Source organism: Methylomonas sp. DH-1, assembly GCF_046097555.1.
Lineage (GTDB): Bacteria > Pseudomonadota > Gammaproteobacteria > Methylococcales > Methylomonadaceae > Methylomonas > Methylomonas koyamae.
Map to the genome: position 1 here is coordinate 4,837,623 of NZ_CP143089.1, position 14,657 is coordinate 4,852,279.

17 protein-coding genes are annotated in these 14,657 nt (G+C 56.2%); 5 read left to right on the plus strand and 12 right to left on the minus strand.

What is annotated here, in order from left to right:
* The first annotated feature begins 1 nt into the window (after position 1).
* Entirely contained in the window at positions 2-1,054 is a 1,053-nt protein-coding gene (locus VXJ35_RS22075) for an asparaginase domain-containing protein (RefSeq protein ID WP_064023651.1), read from the plus strand.
* Between the two features lie 19 nt (positions 1,055-1,073).
* Here the strand turns inward: VXJ35_RS22075 and VXJ35_RS22080 are convergent, their stop codons facing one another.
* The 9 genes from VXJ35_RS22080 to VXJ35_RS22120 form a co-directional block, all read right to left on the minus strand.
* The gene (locus VXJ35_RS22080) at positions 1,074-1,625 is read right to left on the minus strand and encodes a FlgO family outer membrane protein (protein WP_064023208.1); all 552 of its coding nucleotides are present in this window, start codon (positions 1,623-1,625) and stop codon (positions 1,074-1,076) included.
* 119 nt (positions 1,626-1,744) lie between these two features.
* Positions 1,745-2,374, minus strand: coding sequence for an SPOR domain-containing protein (locus VXJ35_RS22085; protein WP_064023209.1), 630 nt, complete (start codon positions 2,372-2,374; stop codon positions 1,745-1,747).
* Positions 2,375-4,135: an arginine--tRNA ligase gene (gene argS / locus VXJ35_RS22090; protein WP_064023210.1), complete on the minus strand. Its 1,761-nt coding sequence runs from the start codon at positions 4,133-4,135 to the stop codon at positions 2,375-2,377. It lies immediately after the preceding gene.
* 57 nt (positions 4,136-4,192) lie between these two features.
* Entirely contained in the window at positions 4,193-4,876 is a 684-nt protein-coding gene (locus VXJ35_RS22095) for a YggS family pyridoxal phosphate-dependent enzyme (RefSeq protein ID WP_064023211.1), read from the minus strand.
* The gene (tatC, locus tag VXJ35_RS22100) at positions 4,869-5,624 is read right to left on the minus strand and encodes a twin-arginine translocase subunit TatC (protein ID WP_064023212.1); all 756 of its coding nucleotides are present in this window, start codon (positions 5,622-5,624) and stop codon (positions 4,869-4,871) included. The genes VXJ35_RS22095 and tatC overlap by 8 nt, the downstream gene beginning before the upstream one ends.
* Positions 5,599-5,919 carry a Sec-independent protein translocase protein TatB gene (gene tatB / locus VXJ35_RS22105; protein ID WP_064023213.1) on the minus strand — a complete coding sequence of 107 codons (321 nt, stop codon included), beginning with the start codon at positions 5,917-5,919 and terminating at the stop codon, positions 5,599-5,601. Before tatB ends, tatC begins: the two co-directional genes overlap by 26 nt.
* Positions 5,920-5,926: 7 nt before the next feature.
* The gene (gene tatA, locus VXJ35_RS22110) at positions 5,927-6,148 is read right to left on the minus strand and encodes a Sec-independent protein translocase subunit TatA (RefSeq protein ID WP_064023214.1); all 222 of its coding nucleotides are present in this window, start codon (positions 6,146-6,148) and stop codon (positions 5,927-5,929) included.
* 20 nt (positions 6,149-6,168) lie between these two features.
* Positions 6,169-6,489, minus strand: coding sequence for a phosphoribosyl-ATP diphosphatase (locus VXJ35_RS22115; RefSeq protein ID WP_054761335.1), 321 nt, complete (start codon positions 6,487-6,489; stop codon positions 6,169-6,171).
* Positions 6,490-6,673: 184 nt separating this feature from the next.
* Complete coding sequence (locus tag VXJ35_RS22120) at positions 6,674-6,826, minus strand: hypothetical protein (protein WP_197485008.1); 153 nt, start codon at positions 6,824-6,826, stop codon at positions 6,674-6,676.
* Between the two features lie 187 nt (positions 6,827-7,013).
* Here VXJ35_RS22120 and VXJ35_RS22125 point away from each other — a divergent pair, with 187 nt between their 5' ends.
* The 4 genes from VXJ35_RS22125 to typA all read left to right on the plus strand — a co-directional run bounded on the left by VXJ35_RS22125 (position 7,014) and on the right by typA (position 10,802).
* Complete coding sequence (locus VXJ35_RS22125; protein WP_054761337.1) at positions 7,014-7,916, plus strand: LysR family transcriptional regulator; 903 nt, start codon at positions 7,014-7,016, stop codon at positions 7,914-7,916.
* Positions 7,913-8,491 carry a bifunctional 2-polyprenyl-6-hydroxyphenol methylase/3-demethylubiquinol 3-O-methyltransferase UbiG gene (locus VXJ35_RS22130; RefSeq protein ID WP_064023215.1) on the plus strand — a complete coding sequence of 193 codons (579 nt, stop codon included), beginning with the start codon at positions 7,913-7,915 and terminating at the stop codon, positions 8,489-8,491. Before VXJ35_RS22125 ends, VXJ35_RS22130 begins: the two co-directional genes overlap by 4 nt.
* Before the next feature lie 3 nt (positions 8,492-8,494).
* A complete protein-coding gene (locus tag VXJ35_RS22135; RefSeq protein ID WP_064023216.1) occupies positions 8,495-8,887 on the plus strand; it encodes a rhodanese-like domain-containing protein in 393 nt (130 codons plus the stop codon).
* Positions 8,888-8,984: 97 nt separating this feature from the next.
* The gene (gene typA, locus VXJ35_RS22140; protein ID WP_064023217.1) at positions 8,985-10,802 is read left to right on the plus strand and encodes a translational GTPase TypA; all 1,818 of its coding nucleotides are present in this window, start codon (positions 8,985-8,987) and stop codon (positions 10,800-10,802) included.
* A gap of 23 nt (positions 10,803-10,825) precedes the next feature.
* Here the strand turns inward: typA and VXJ35_RS22145 are convergent, their stop codons facing one another.
* The 3 genes from VXJ35_RS22145 to VXJ35_RS22155 are packed head-to-tail and all read right to left on the minus strand — an operon-like array spanning position 10,826 to position 14,562.
* Positions 10,826-12,517 (minus strand): NAD+ synthase, encoded by a 1,692-nt coding sequence (locus VXJ35_RS22145; protein ID WP_054761344.1) that lies wholly within the window; start codon positions 12,515-12,517, stop codon positions 10,826-10,828.
* Positions 12,518-12,531: 14 nt separating this feature from the next.
* Positions 12,532-13,719 (minus strand): nicotinate phosphoribosyltransferase, encoded by a 1,188-nt coding sequence (gene pncB, locus VXJ35_RS22150; RefSeq protein ID WP_064023218.1) that lies wholly within the window; start codon positions 13,717-13,719, stop codon positions 12,532-12,534.
* A 12-nt stretch (positions 13,720-13,731) separates the two neighbouring features.
* Entirely contained in the window at positions 13,732-14,562 is an 831-nt protein-coding gene (locus VXJ35_RS22155) for an isochorismatase family protein (protein WP_064023219.1), read from the minus strand.
* Positions 14,563-14,657: the final 95 nt, after the last annotated feature.

Consider the following 14,657-nt stretch of genomic DNA (forward strand, 5'->3'; position numbering starts at 1 on the left):
AATGAATAAAAACATCCTGCTGGTGTTTACCGGCGGCACCATAGGCTCGCAGTTGGCGGGCGGCACCGTCGATACTTCGGCAAGCGCCGGCTTCAAACTGTTGGCATTGTTTGACGAGCGCGGCCGCGCTGCCGATTCGGTAACGTTCAAAACCGTGCAACCTTTGCAAATCCTCAGCGAAAATCTGCACACCCGGCATTGGCAACAGATCGTCGCCGCTATCGAAGGAGAGGATTTAGGCCGCTTCGACGGCGTCATCGTTACCCACGGCACCGACAGCCTGGCGTTCAGCGCCGCGGCATTGGGCCTGTATTTCCATAAATTACCGATACCGTTACTGCTGGTCTCGAGCGATTTGCCGCTGGATGATCCACGCGCCAACGGCGTGGACAATTTTTGCTGCGCGGTGGAGTTCATCCGGCTTTGCGGGCTGGGCGGGGTGTACGTACCCTACCGCAATCCGGGCCGGGATATGTTGGTCCACTTGGGCACCCGGCTGTACTCCTGCCTGCCGTTAGGTAGCGATTTTATCAGCGCCCAATCGCGGCCGTTTATGCGCTACCGCGGCGGGCAGTTCGAAACGTTAACGGCCGGCGATGGCTGGAACCGCCAACCGGCCGAGTTGAAACCCGACTTTTCGGCACGGATTTTATTAATCAGACCCTACCCCGGCCTCGATTACAGCGCATTTTGTTTGGACGGATTCGACGCGGTCTTGCACGACCTGTACCATTCCGGTACGGCCTGCGCCTCGGATACGGCCGGCAGCGAATATAGCCTGGCCGCTTTCGCGCGCAAATGCCGGCAACAGGGTCTGAATATTTATTTGGCTCCGGCGCTGCACTCGGACAGCGCATACGCCTCGACCAGGGAATTGATGGTTGCCGGGGCGGAGATGGTTTGGAATATGACGTTGGAAGCGGCTTACGCCAAACTTTTGTTGGCGCTCGGTAATTTTGCCGATGCGCAGCAAATATCGGAGTTTTTACGGCAGGATCTGGCGTACGAGCATGTACAGCCTGGATTGGCTGTTGCGGAAGCGGCTGCCGTCTGAGCGGCCGCTTCCTGAGCGATTATTGTTTAGGCTGAGGTTTGGTCGTCAATACTTTGGTATCCGGACCCATCGCCACCGAATAGTCGGTAGACGAAATCACGTTTTGGCTGGCGATATCGACCACCCGCAACGAGACGTAAACATTATCGCGGCCTGGGGCATAAGATCCGATCACGATGGCTTTGGCGCCGACGTTGTTCAGCGCTTCCTTGGTTTTTTCCGGTAATTCCAGAATGCCTGTTTCGTTTTTGGCGAAAATCTCGGTCGGCAATTCCATGCCCATCACCCGATAACCCGAACGGTGCAGCGCCGAAGAAATCTGGTCGGAAATGATTCTGCCGAACGGCAGGGTTTGCCCCATGTCGTCGACGTTGACCAGGGAGTTGATCACGACCAGGCTACCTTTCGGCAGGGGCTGGCGTAAATCGGCCAACAACCAACCGACCGCGTCGTAACTGACCTCAACCAAGTCGTCGTCGTCGATGCTGGTGGAGTAGTAGTACAGCCGGCTACAACCGCTCAATACCGTCAAGCCTGCCAACATCAACACCATTATTTTTTTATTGAGCATGTAGCGTCTCCCCTGGAAATTGTGGGCTTTAATCAGAGCTTAAAACTATAGGCCAGTCAATCGATAAATGCCGGATCGGCTGCAAATTTTTGGCGGCTTGCCGGTCCGATTCCGCAAAATCACTGGCCGCTTTCGGTGACGATCACGCCGATACCGTTTTTCTGCAGCAACTCTTTGATCGTGGAAACGCTGGCCGGACTATCGTAGGGCCCCACTTTGACTCGATGCCAAATCACGTTGCCGACCTTGGCTTTTTCGACCCGCGATTCGATACCGAGCAAGGCCAATTTGGCTTTGTGGCGTTCGGCTTCGGCCGCTTCTCTGAACGAACCGGCCTGCATCACGTATTTGACGGCTTTGGTCTTACCGACCAACTGTTCGCGGACGCGGGTTTTGATTTCATAGTCCGGAACCACGACTTCCGCCTGCGGCAAAATCGTGTAAAAGTCGTAGCGCGGCTCTTCCGGTTCAACCGGCTCGGCCGGTTTTTCCGCTTCGGCAGAGGTTTGCGCTGGTAGCGGCAATTCCTGTTTTTTCGGTTCGGCAGCCGCCGGCTGCGTTTCCGGGTTGGGCTTGCCTGCGACCAATTCCGGCACCAGCTTACCGATCATGTTCAAAAACACCACGAAGGCCGCGACCAACATAATCACCAATAGCCAGCGCCATAACGCTACCGAAGACTGCTTCGGCTTCCGCCGACTGGCGCCGTAATTGGGGCTCTGTACGCGATGTTTGTAGTCTCTGGCCATTTACATCGCTTCGGGCGTATTGATTTTCAGCAGAGACATTGCGTTGGCCAACACCTGTCTGACGGCGCAAACCAAGTTGATGCGGGCATTGCACAGCTTGTCGTCGTCGACCAAAAACTGGTGGGCGTTATAGTAGCTATGAAACTGGTTGGCCAGTTCGCGCAGATATTGAATCAATTGGTGCGGTTCGTAATTCAACGCCGCTCGCTCCAAGGTTTCCGGATATCTGGACAGTGTCGTCAACAGCGCGCTCTCCTGTTCCTCGGTCAGCAGATTCAGATGCTGCATACCCAGTAACGGATCGCGTTGCCGGCCTTTTTCATCCAGTTGGCGCAATACGCTACATACGCGAGCGTGAGCATATTGCACGTAATAAACCGGATTCTCGTTGGTTCTGGATGTCGCCAGCTTCAAGTCGAAATCCATGTGCTGCTCGGACTTGCGCATCACGTAGAAAAAACGGCAGGCGTCTTTGCCGACCTCGTTGCGCAATTGGCGCAACGTGACGAATTCGCCGGAACGGGTAGACATCTGCACTTTTTCGTCGCCGCGGTACAGTACGGCAAATTGCACCAACAATACCTTCAGCTTGGAATCGTCGGCGCCCAGGGCCTGCATGGCGGCTTTGACCCGCGGAATATAACCGTGGTGGTCTGCGCCCCAGATGTTGACGATCTTGTCGAAGCCCCGATCCAGCTTATTCATGTGGTAAGCGATATCGGACGCAAAATAGGTGGTTTGGCCGTTGTCGCGCACCACCACCCGGTCTTTCTCGTCGCCCAACCGGCTGGAAGCGAACCAGGTCGCGCCTTCCTGCCGGTACAAAAACCCGGCTTCGTCCAACCGCTGCAGCGCCCGGTCGATGGATTGGTCGTCCATCAACGAACGCTCCGAGAACCAGTTCTGGTAGCCGACGCCAAACTCGGCTAGGTCGTCTTTGATATCCAGCAATATCTCGTCCAGGCCGGCTTGAAACACCTGGCCGTAGGCTTCCGGCCCCAACAAAGTTTTGGCACGCTCGATCAGTGCGTCGATATGCTTTTCCTTGTCGCCGCCTTGCGCCTCGTCGGCAGGCAAATCTGCCAAAACCTGCGCGGCAGACTTGCGATATTTGTCCCCTGCGCTTCTATGCAAATTGGCAGAAATATCTCTAACGTACTCGCCTCGGTAGCCATTACTCGGAAAAGGCAATACCTCGCCGCAGGCTTCCAGATAACGCAACCAGACACTGGCCGCCAGGATGTCCATTTGCCGGCCGGCATCGTTGACATAGTATTCGCGCTCTACGCTGAAACCGGCCGCTTCCAGCAGATCGGCCACGGCAGAACCGTAGGCCGCGCCGCGGCCATGGCCGACATGCAGCGGCCCGGTCGGATTGGCGGAAACAAACTCCACTTGCACCCGCTGTCCGGCGCCAACCCTGCTCAAGCCGAAGGCGTTGCCTTCTTCCAACACTTGGCGCACGATCTGGAACTGGCTGTCGGGATTGATGAAAAAATTGATGAAACCGGGACCGGCAATCTCGACTTTAACCACTGCCGGATCGGCCGGCAACACGGCGACGATTTTTTCGGCGAGTTGCCGCGGGTTTTGTTTGGCCGGTTTGGCCAACATCATGGCCAGATTAGTTGCGAAATCGCCGTGTTGCGGGTCTTTGGTCCGTTCTAATTGAATTTGGGCAATGAAATCGCTTTCGAGAATACCTTGGGTTGTGATACCTGCAACTGCTTGTTGTAAAAGGGATTCCAGCTTTTGTTTCATCGCGTCGAAGAATGGGGATTTGTCGGAAAATTCCCCACATTATCCATGAAAAACAATTTATTGGCTAGGACGCGCGCCGAACAGCGCCGTGCCGATCCTGACCAGCGTGGCACCTTCGGTGACCGCGGCCAGCAGGTCGCCGCTCATGCCGAACGAAAACGTGTCCATCTGCGGCCTATTTAATGCCGTTGCCGCTTGGTAAAGGCGGCGGTACGGTAGGCGTTGCGTTTCGAATTCCATTGCCGGTTCCGGTATCGCCATCACGCCGCGCAAACGCAGGCGCGGCAATTGGGCAACCTGCTCGACCAGAGCCGGCAATTCGGCCAAGCCGACACCGGACTTGGTCGTTTCGCCGCTGATATTGACTTGCAGACAAATATTCAGCGGCGGCAGATAGTCCGGGCGTTGCTCGTTGAGGCGCTCGGCAATTTTGAAGCGGTCTACGCTGTGCACCCAAGCGAAATGCGCCGCTATCGGCCGGGTTTTATTGGACTGGATCGGGCCGATGAAATGCCAACTGATATCGAACGCCGCCAACTGTTGCTGTTTCTGCAACGCTTCCTGCAAATAATTTTCGCCGAAATGGCGCTGGCCTAATCGGTAGGCCGCCGCCAAGTCCGCTGCCGGCTTGGTTTTGCTGACGGCAAGCAGTTGCACGCTACCCGGCGGGCGTCCGGCAGCGATTTCGGCCTCGCGCAATTGGCCGCGAACCTCGGCAAAGCGTGCCGCAATACTAACCATCGTCATCTGCAGCGCGCTCGCGCCGGCTTATCAATCGGGAGAACAACAAGCCCGACTCGAACAACAACCACATCGGCACAGCCAGCAAGGTCTGGGACAAAGCGTCGGGCGGCGTCAGAAACATCGCCACGACAAATACGCCGACGATGACATAAGGCCGTTTTTCCGCCAAGGATTCGGGGCTGATGATACCGGTCCAAACCAGCACGATGGTAAGCACCGGAATTTCGAAGGCCAGACCGAACGCGAAAAACATGGCCAGTACGAAATCCAAATAGGTGGCGATGTCGGTCATCACGGCGACGCCGGCCGGGGCGGCTGCCGTCAGATACGAGAACACCAACGGGAACACCAGAAAATAAGCGAACGCCGCACCGCCATAGAACAATAGCGTGCTGGCCAGCAATAGCGGCGCGACCATCAGCCTTTCATGGCGGTACAAACCCGGCGCAACGAAGCCCCAGAACTGGTAAAGAATGAACGGGATACTGGCGAAAACGGCGACGACAAACGCCAGTTTAAACGGCGTAAAAAACGGCGAAGCCACGTCTATCGCGATCATCGAACTGTTTTTCGGCATATGCTGCAACAGCGGATCGGCCAAAAAAGCATAGATCTCGTTGGCGTAACTGGCGGTGCCGACAAACACCAACAGCACGCAAAGCACCATCTTCAGCAGACGGTCGCGCAGTTCGACAAGATGGCTGAAAAATGACTGTTCGTTATCCGGCTGAACTTGGTTTGTCATCGTGTTGATCGGTTTCGGTCGCGGCTTGAATATTGAAATTGATATCGTCTACGGCCGACCGGGTGTCGTCCAAGGCCTTTTGTACTTCGCCGGCGATATTTTGCTGCATCAACTGGCGCATCTCTTCGGCGGCCAATTCTTGCTTGATCTCCGCCTTGGCGGCTGCCAGCACGCTACGCGCCTTGCCGACCCACAATCCGGCCAAGCGGGCGGCCCTGGGTAATTTTTCCGGCCCCAACACCAATAAAGCCACCAGGCCAACCATTAGCAATTCGGAAAAACCGACATCGAACATAGCTGCGTTACGCCTTGTCTTTTTCTTTGCTGGAAACTTCGCCTTCCAGCACATCGGCTTCTTTGTCGGCCAGCGTTTTGCCTTCGGTTTCGCTGCCTTCCTTGACGGCATTGCGGAAACCTTTGATAGCCTCGCCGAGGTCGGCGCCGACATTTTTCAAGCGTTTGGTGCCGAATACCAACACGACGATAACCAGCACCACCAATAAATGCGGAATACTAAAACCCATTACCCACTCCTGCTGTTTGACTATGAAGAGCTGCGTTGCGCTTTTTCCTGCAGACCGGACAAGCCGAAACGGCGTTGCAGCTCATTGATCACCTGTTCCGGCCCTAGTTCCTGGTGCGCCAACAAGACCATCGAGTGAAACCACAGATCGGCCACTTCGTAAACGATCTTATCCTTGTCGCCGTCTTTCGCCGCCATTACCGTTTCCGTGGCTTCTTCACCGATTTTTTTTAAAATATGGTCCAAACCTTTTGCATACAAGCTGGCCACATAAGATTGATCGGCCGACTGTTGTTTGCGCTGCTCCAGCACCAGTGCCAATTGCTGTAAAACGTCGTTCATGACTATTAATCTCGATTTCGAACGGGCTGAATCATAGCATGACGCCCAAACTGCCGGAAAAACTGCGGGCAAAAAAAACCTCCCAATGCTCGCGCAGAGGGAGGCAAGAAAACCAGCGGAGTGCTTGGAAGGAGGTTACCGCTCGTTAATTACAACACCAGGAGGTAGTTACAAATTCTGGGGATCAGCGGCTCGCTTGGGTATTGAGCGAGATATTGCTGAACATTGAGGTCGCTGCAAACAGGACAGTGGAAATTACGAACAGGCCGGAAAGAAAATTCAAAATGCCGGCAATAAACAAAGTACCGACCAGTACATCTTTTTTAAATTCATTCATTGTGCTCAAATCCTCTGTTTAATCTTGCATTTGGCAAGATTTTCTGTGCTTTCTCGTTAAGTTGCCGCACACTATACCGGAGATAAAAAAGTTTACAATTAGGCGTTTATTAAATAAATTGTATGAAATTAAGAAACAATAAAAATGTCAACGTTTTTTAGCAACTTCCAACGCCACCGGAGGCAGAATGGACAAACTAACCAGCATGAACGTTTTTGTCCGCGTCGCCAAGGCCGGCAGCTTCGCCGGGGCCGCCAAGGATTTGGATATCTCTCGAGCTATGGCCACCAAGCACATCATGCAATTGGAGAGCGAGCTGAATACCCGCCTGTTCAACCGTACGACCCGCAGCTTAAGCCTGACTGAAGCCGGCGAGGCTTATCTGGAACGCTGCCAGCAGGTGTTGCTGGACGTCGCGGAAATGGAATCGGCCATCACCCATCTGCAAACCGAACCGCGCGGCACTTTAAAAATTCTGGCACCACCGGTAATCGGCGCCAGCCACATCTCGCCCGGCCTGACCGAGTATCTGAAAAACTACCCGGATCTTTCGGTGGAGATGGTGCTGAAAGGCGGTCAGGTGGATTTGATCGACGAAGGCGTCGACTTAGCGATTTATCTCGGCCAGCTCAACGACACCAGCCTGGTCGCCCGCAAACTGGCCAGCTCCTCGCTGGTAGTCTGCGCGTCGCCGGAATACCTGAAAAACCACGGCATCCCGCAAGACCCGGAAGACTTGGAAGACCATAGCTGCCTGATTAACTGGGCCATCCCGCCGCGCAACAAATGGCGCTTCAAAGGCATCCTCGGCGAACGCACCGTCACTGTGACCGGCAGGATGCAAGCCAACATGGCCGACCCGATCCGCAATGCGGCCGTTAACGGCCTAGGCTTGATTATGTTGCCGCGCTACATCGTCGGCCGTGACATCGAACAAGGCCGTCTGCAAGTGGTGATGGAACAATACGGCATCGCCCCGTTGGAGATTTACGCGGTTTACCCACACCGCAAGTATCTTTCCGCTAAAGTCCGTTCCTTTCTGGAATTTATCCAAGCCTGGCTACCGCACCGGATCGGCATGAACCCATGAGCGAACTGCAACGCAAGTGGGACACGATTTACCGCAACGCGGCTGAGGCACCGGCCGCATCGGAACTGCTCGCCAACCACTGCTATCTATTGCCCGAACGCGGCAGCGCTCTGGATTTGGCCTGCGGCCTGGGCGGCAACGCGCTGCTGTTGGCAAAATCCGGCTTGAATGTCGCTGCCTGGGACGTATCGCCGGTAGCCCTGGAAAAACTCCGGCAAAATGCGGAACGGCTAAGCCTGAGCGTCAACACCCGCCACTGCCAAATCGGCTCCGAATCCCTGCCGACATGCGCTTACGATGTGATTGTCATCTGCCGTTTTCTTGACCGCACCCTGTGTAATGCGATAATGGCGGCCTTGAATCCGGGCGGCCTGCTGTTTTATCAAACATTTACCCGCGACAAGCTTGACCAACACGGCCCCAGCAATCCCGATTACCTATTGGCCCACAACGAGCTTCTCGAGCTGTTTAAGCCCCTGAGCGTGGTTTTTTACCAGGAGTACGCCAGGATCGGTGACACGCGGCTCGGCAACCGAAACGAAGCCTGTTTCATCGGGCAAAAACTTGAGCGGTAACCCATGATAGAAAATCTCGACCCCAAACAAGCCTGGGACTTGTTGCAAACCAATCCCAACGCCGTGCTGATCGACGTGCGCACCGCCATCGAACACAGCTTCGTCGGCCATCCGCCGAAGGCCATCCATGTGGCTTGGAAAGAATTTCCGGGGATGCAGTTAAACGCCAATTTCGTTGCCCAGGTCGAGCAGCATGCCTCCGATAAATCGGCACCGGTATTGCTGCTGTGCCGCAGCGGACAACGTTCTGTAGATGCCGCCAAAGCGCTGGAAGCCGCCGGCTACCGGCATTTGGTCAATATTTTGGAAGGCTTCGAAGGCCCGCTCGGCGCCGACCGGCACCGCGGCAATCTCGGCGGCTGGCGCTTCCACGGCCTGCCCTGGAGCCAAAGCTAAGCCCGCGCCTTTTTAATACCGTTTCCAGCCCACTTCCGCGCCGGCCAAGAATTTTCAGGACCGGCACATTCATTCTGTAAAAAACCCAATAAATCCCGTGATAGAAAAACTCAGAAACATCGCCATCATCGCCCACGTCGACCATGGCAAAACCACCCTCGTCGATCAATTGTTGCAACAATCCGGCACCTTCGGCGACCACGAAAAAGTCGACGAGCGGGTGATGGACTCCAACGCGCTGGAAAAAGAACGCGGCATTACCATCTTGGCGAAGAATACCGCTATCGACTGGAACGGTTACCACATCAACATCGTCGACACCCCGGGCCACGCCGACTTCGGCGGCGAAGTCGAGCGGGTGTTATCGATGGTGGATTGCGTATTGCTGCTAGTCGATGCGGTCGACGGCCCGATGCCGCAAACCCGCTTCGTTACCCAAAAAGCTTTTGCATTGGGCCTGCACCCCATCGTCGTCATCAACAAAATCGACCGTCCCGGCGCCCGTCCGGATTGGGTCATCGACCAAACCTTCGACTTGTTCGACCGCCTCGGCGCCACCGACGAGCAATTGGATTTCCCTATCGTCTACGCATCGGCGCTGAAAGGCTATGCCGGCCTGGACAGTAACGTCGAAGGCGGCGACATGACGCCGTTGTTCGAAACCATCGTCGAAAAAGTGCATCCGCCCAAAGTCGATCTGGACGGCCCGTTCCAAATGCAGGTCATCAGTCTGGATTACAACAGCTATGTCGGCGTGATCGGCATCGGCCGCATCCAACGCGGCACGGTGAAAACCAATCAACCGTTGACGCTAATCAACCGTGAAGGCGCCACCCGCAACGGCCGCATGCTGCAAATCTTCGGTTTCAAAGGTTTGGAGCGGATCGAAGTGCCGCAAGCCCAGGCCGGCGACATCATTGCCTTTACCGGCATCGACAGACTGGAAATCTCCGACACGCTGTGCCAGCAAGATGCCGTCGAAGCCTTGCCTCCATTGAAAGTGGACGAACCGACCGTCAGCATGACCTTCCAGGTCAACACCTCGCCGTTCGCCGGCAAGGAAGGCAAATTCGTCACCTCGCGGCAAATTCGCGACCGCCTGAACAAGGAATTGCAACACAACGTGGCGTTGCGGGTCGAAGACACCGAAGACCCGGATAAATTCAAGGTCTCCGGCCGCGGCGAGCTGCATTTGTCGATTCTGATCGAAAACATGCGCCGCGAAGGCTACGAACTGGGCGTATCCCGGCCGGAAGTGATTTTGAAGGAAGTCGACGGCGAACTGCACGAACCGTTCGAAATGGTCACCATCGAACTGGAAGACGAGCACCAGGGTTCGATCATGGAAAAGCTCGGCGAACGCAAAGGCGACTTGTTGAACATGGTACCGGACGGCAAAGGTCGCACCCGCCTGGAATACATGGTACCGTCGCGCGGCTTGATCGGCTTCCAAACCGAGTTTCTGACCGCCACCTCCGGTTCCGGCTTGTTCTACCACGTCTACGACCACTACGGGCCGATGAAAAAAGGCAACGTCGGCGGTCGCATCAACGGCGTATTGGTGTCGATGGTGCAGGGCAAAGCGCTGGGTTATGCGCTGTTCAATTTGCAGGAGCGCGGCCGCTTGTTCATCGAACACGCCACCGAAGTTTATGAAGGCATGGTGATCGGCATCCATTCGCGCGACAACGACCTGGTGGTCAACCCGACCAAAGCCAAGCAGTTGACCAACATCCGCGCCGCCGGCTCCGACGAGAACATCCTGCTGACGCCGCCGATCAAGATGAGTCTGGAGCAAGCGCTGGAATTCATCGCCGACGACGAACTGGTCGAAGTCACGCCGCAGTCGATCCGGCTGCGCAAAAAATTGCTGACCGAAAACGAGCGTAAACGCGCCTCGCGCGCCAGCGAATAAGGGCCAATCCGGTAGCGGCCGGACTAATACTTGGCCGCAATCGGCATCTGCCTCCCGGCGCCGAAGGCGCGGGGACGGACCCGAATAATCGGCGGCGCCTGGCGCCGCTTGTATTCGTTACGCGCGACCAACCGGCCGATGCGCTGGAATACCGCCTCGCCGTCGGCCGAACGGCGATATTCCGCTACGAAATCGCGCACCGCCCGATATTCCGCTTCCGGCAGCAAATCGCCTTCTATCAGTAACTTCAAAATTTCGTCCAGCACCGGATACGGCGGCAAACTATCGGTATCTTTCTGGCCGAACGCCAATTCGGCAGACGGCTCCTTCACCAGAATCGCTTGCGGAATCAACGGCCGGCCGGCGCGTCGGTTCAGATATTCCGCCAAGCCGTAAACCTCGGTTTTATACAAATCGCCGATCAGCCCCAGGCCGCCATTGGTATCGCCGTACAGGGTGCAATAACCGACCGAGATTTCGCTCTTATTGCCGGTCGTCAGCACCAACGCGCCGAATTGGTTGGAATGGGCCATCAGCACGGTGCCGCGTATCCGCGCTTGCAAATTCTCCAGCGGCAGGCCTGCCAACGGCGCGGCGAAACTGGCTTGAAACTGGGCTTTGAAAGCATCGACCAGTTCCCGGATCGGATGCGTCAATAACCTTACCCCCAGCGCGTCGCACAACAACTGCGAGTCGGTAACGGAACCGGCGCTGGAATACTCGGACGGCATCGTCACCGCAACCACGTTGTCCGGACCGAGCGCTTCGGCCGCCAAGGCGATGGTCAACGCCGAATCGATCCCGCCCGACGACCCGACTACGACCTGGCGGAAGCCGCAGCGGCGGGCGTAATCGCGCAAACCCAGCAGGATATGCCTGACGACGAACTCCTGCTCCGGCAAAGGCTGACAGCGACCGGTACCATGGAAAGCGCCGCCGCCGAATTCGACCGGCTCCACAACCGATACGAAAGCCGGCGACTCGTAGGCAATCTTTCCGTCCGGATTGACGGCGAAGGAGGCACCGTCGAACACGATGCTGTCCTGGCCGCCGACTTGGTTCACGTACAGAATCGGCAAGCGGTGGCGTTGCGCGGCGCCGGCGATAATCCGATGCCGTTGCGCACTCTTGCCGATGTTGGACGGGCTGGCGTTGATACTGACCACCAAATCCGGCCCGATTGCGGCCAAGGCTTGGTAAGGATTGACCGGATAATCGGCGGCGGCGTCGTTCCAGCCGTCTTCGCAAATCATCAGCCCCACTCGGTAGCCGGCGACGTCGATACTGGCGGCAGTAGCCGGCCCCGGCTCGAAATGGCGGCGCTCGTCGAAAATATTGTAGGTCGGCAACAACTGCTTGTGGTAGGCGGCCAGCACTTGGCCGTTTGCCAGCGCAAGCAGCGAGTTATGCAGCGGCTTGCCGGGGCCGGAACGGGTTTGCGGCAAACCGGCGATGGCGGTAATTCCCGGAAACTGGCGGGAGAACTCCGCCAATTCTGCCAGAGCCCGCTCGGCCCGGCGGATGAATGCCGTGTCGTTCAGCAGATCTGCCGGGTAGTAGCCGCACAGCGACAATTCCGGAAATACCAGCAATTGCGCTTGCAGCCCCGCGGCGTCGCGGAACGCCTGCTTGGCGATCAACAGATTTCCGGCAAAATCGCCGACCGTCGGATTAGTTTGGGCGACGGCGATACGTAATGTGTTCTGTCCCGGCATAGCTGATTCCCGCTTCATACGTAGTGGTTGAAGATCTGGCGCAAATAGGCAACGAAGGTCGGATCGTCGCACAAGGTCTTGCCCGGCGCGTCGGACAACTTGGCGACCGGATCGCCATTGCAGCGCATCAGCTTCATGACGATATTCAACGGTTTGGCGCCGAGGTCGTTGGTCAAATTCGTGCCGATGCCGAATCCCAATTGAATCCGGCCGCCGAATTGGCGATACAGCGTGATGGCTTTGGTTATGTCCAAACCGTCGGAGAACACTAGACGCTTAGTATGCGGATCGATTTTCAGAGATTGGTAGTGGGCGATGGCTTTTTCGCCCCACAGCGCCGGATCGCCGGAATCGTGGCGCAAACCGTCGAACAATTTGGCGAAATACAGATCGAAATCGCGCAAAAAAGCATCCATGCCGATGGTGTCGGTCAAAGCGATACCCAGATTGCCGCGAAATTCCTGCGCCCAATCCTCCAGCGCCGTGCGTTGGAACTCGCGCAAACGCACGATATGCGCTTGGTAAGATTGCAGATACTCGTGCGCCATCGTGCCGATTGGTTTCAGGCCGTATTTTTTCGCCAGATAAACGTTCGACGTGCCTTTGAACAAATTCGGCAGTTCGGCCTGCAGAGTCCGCACCACTTCTTCCTGCCAACTACCCCAGGCGCGGCGACGCAAGCCGAAATCGAAAAACTCGAACGGATGGGTTGCGGCCGGCTGCGCAGCGAAAGCTTTCAATAAGGCTACTTTTTCCTGCAAACGGCGGCGGCCTTCGGCCAGCAAAACGGCTTGATCGAAGCGGCGAAAATACAGCTCCGAGACGATGTATAAAACAAAAATCTCGAAATTCATCACGTGCACTTGCGGGCCGGCGGCATCGATTCTAAGCCGCTCGTCCTCGGCATAGACCTTAAGATATTTCGGTTTGAAGCGGAACAGCGATAAAAACTCGATGAAATCCGGTTTCAAGTAACTGAGCCCGCTCAAAAACTCGAGTTCGTCCTCGCCGAATTGCAGTTCGCACAACTGCTCCAACTCGAGTTTGACGTCGGCAACCAGTTCGGCCAACGGATATTCCGGGGTATTGCGGCAGACGAAACCGTATTCCGCCGTGGCTTCCGGGCGTTTATGCAGCATGGTTTGCCACATCGGAAATTTATACAAGTCGTTTTCCAACAGGCTTTTGACGATAGGGGCCATAGTTTTCCTCCGTTACGGCCGGACGAGGCCGATTTCGCTGCTGGCGGCCAAACGGACGCCCCGTTGCCGCACATCGTTAAAAAATTGCTCGGCTAAGAATTCGCAACCCGGAACCGGGCTCATGCAATCGGTCAGCAATGTCAACCGCTCGGCGACATCGGCCGGGCCGTATTGCAACAAATCCAAGATGGTTTGCCTGACGCAATGGCTACTGGCCTGGCCGGCCACCCAAACCGAATCCGAACCGGCTAACAGATCGAGCAAGTGCCGGTTCAAATCGGTATCGGCGTCGCCGGGGTAGGGAATTACCGCTTTCAGCGCCGAAAAGTTCTCGGTCCAGATGTTCAAGCCCTTTTCGATAACATCGATAGGCTTTAAGCGCCTGGTCTCCCAGCGTTGCAGCGCGCCGGCAAGTTCGGCATTCAAATTCGCGCCCGGCGAACCGACCAGGCAATGCGGCGGCCATAACGTCAACGCCAAGCCCTGTTGCTCCAGATTTTGCAGATATTGCAAAACGTAACGCTCGGCATCGGCGGATATTTGCGCCGTTAGCGTACGGTAACGGCCGCTGCGCAGGTCCGCCGCAGTGACCTGGGTAAACGGCGGCGGCACGGCACCGTTAGCGTCGCGCCACATCGTGTGATGCGCCAAGTCGATACTGTGGTGCAAATCGAGCGTGACGACAACCGCATCGATCGCGTCCGCCAGCCGATCTATCAGCCGGACCAGGCGCAAACAATCCTGGTAGGCGCCGGGAACCGGCAACGCCGGCAACAGACTGCCGAAGGGGCGATCGCAAAAATCGTTCTGGGCGTCGATGACTAACAATTGGATCGCATTCATAAACCTGCTCCGGCCAAAAATTCGAGACAGGCTTAGCCTATTCTTATTAGTTGCAAAATGCAACTAATAAGATAGGTTAAAACATCTATAAAATA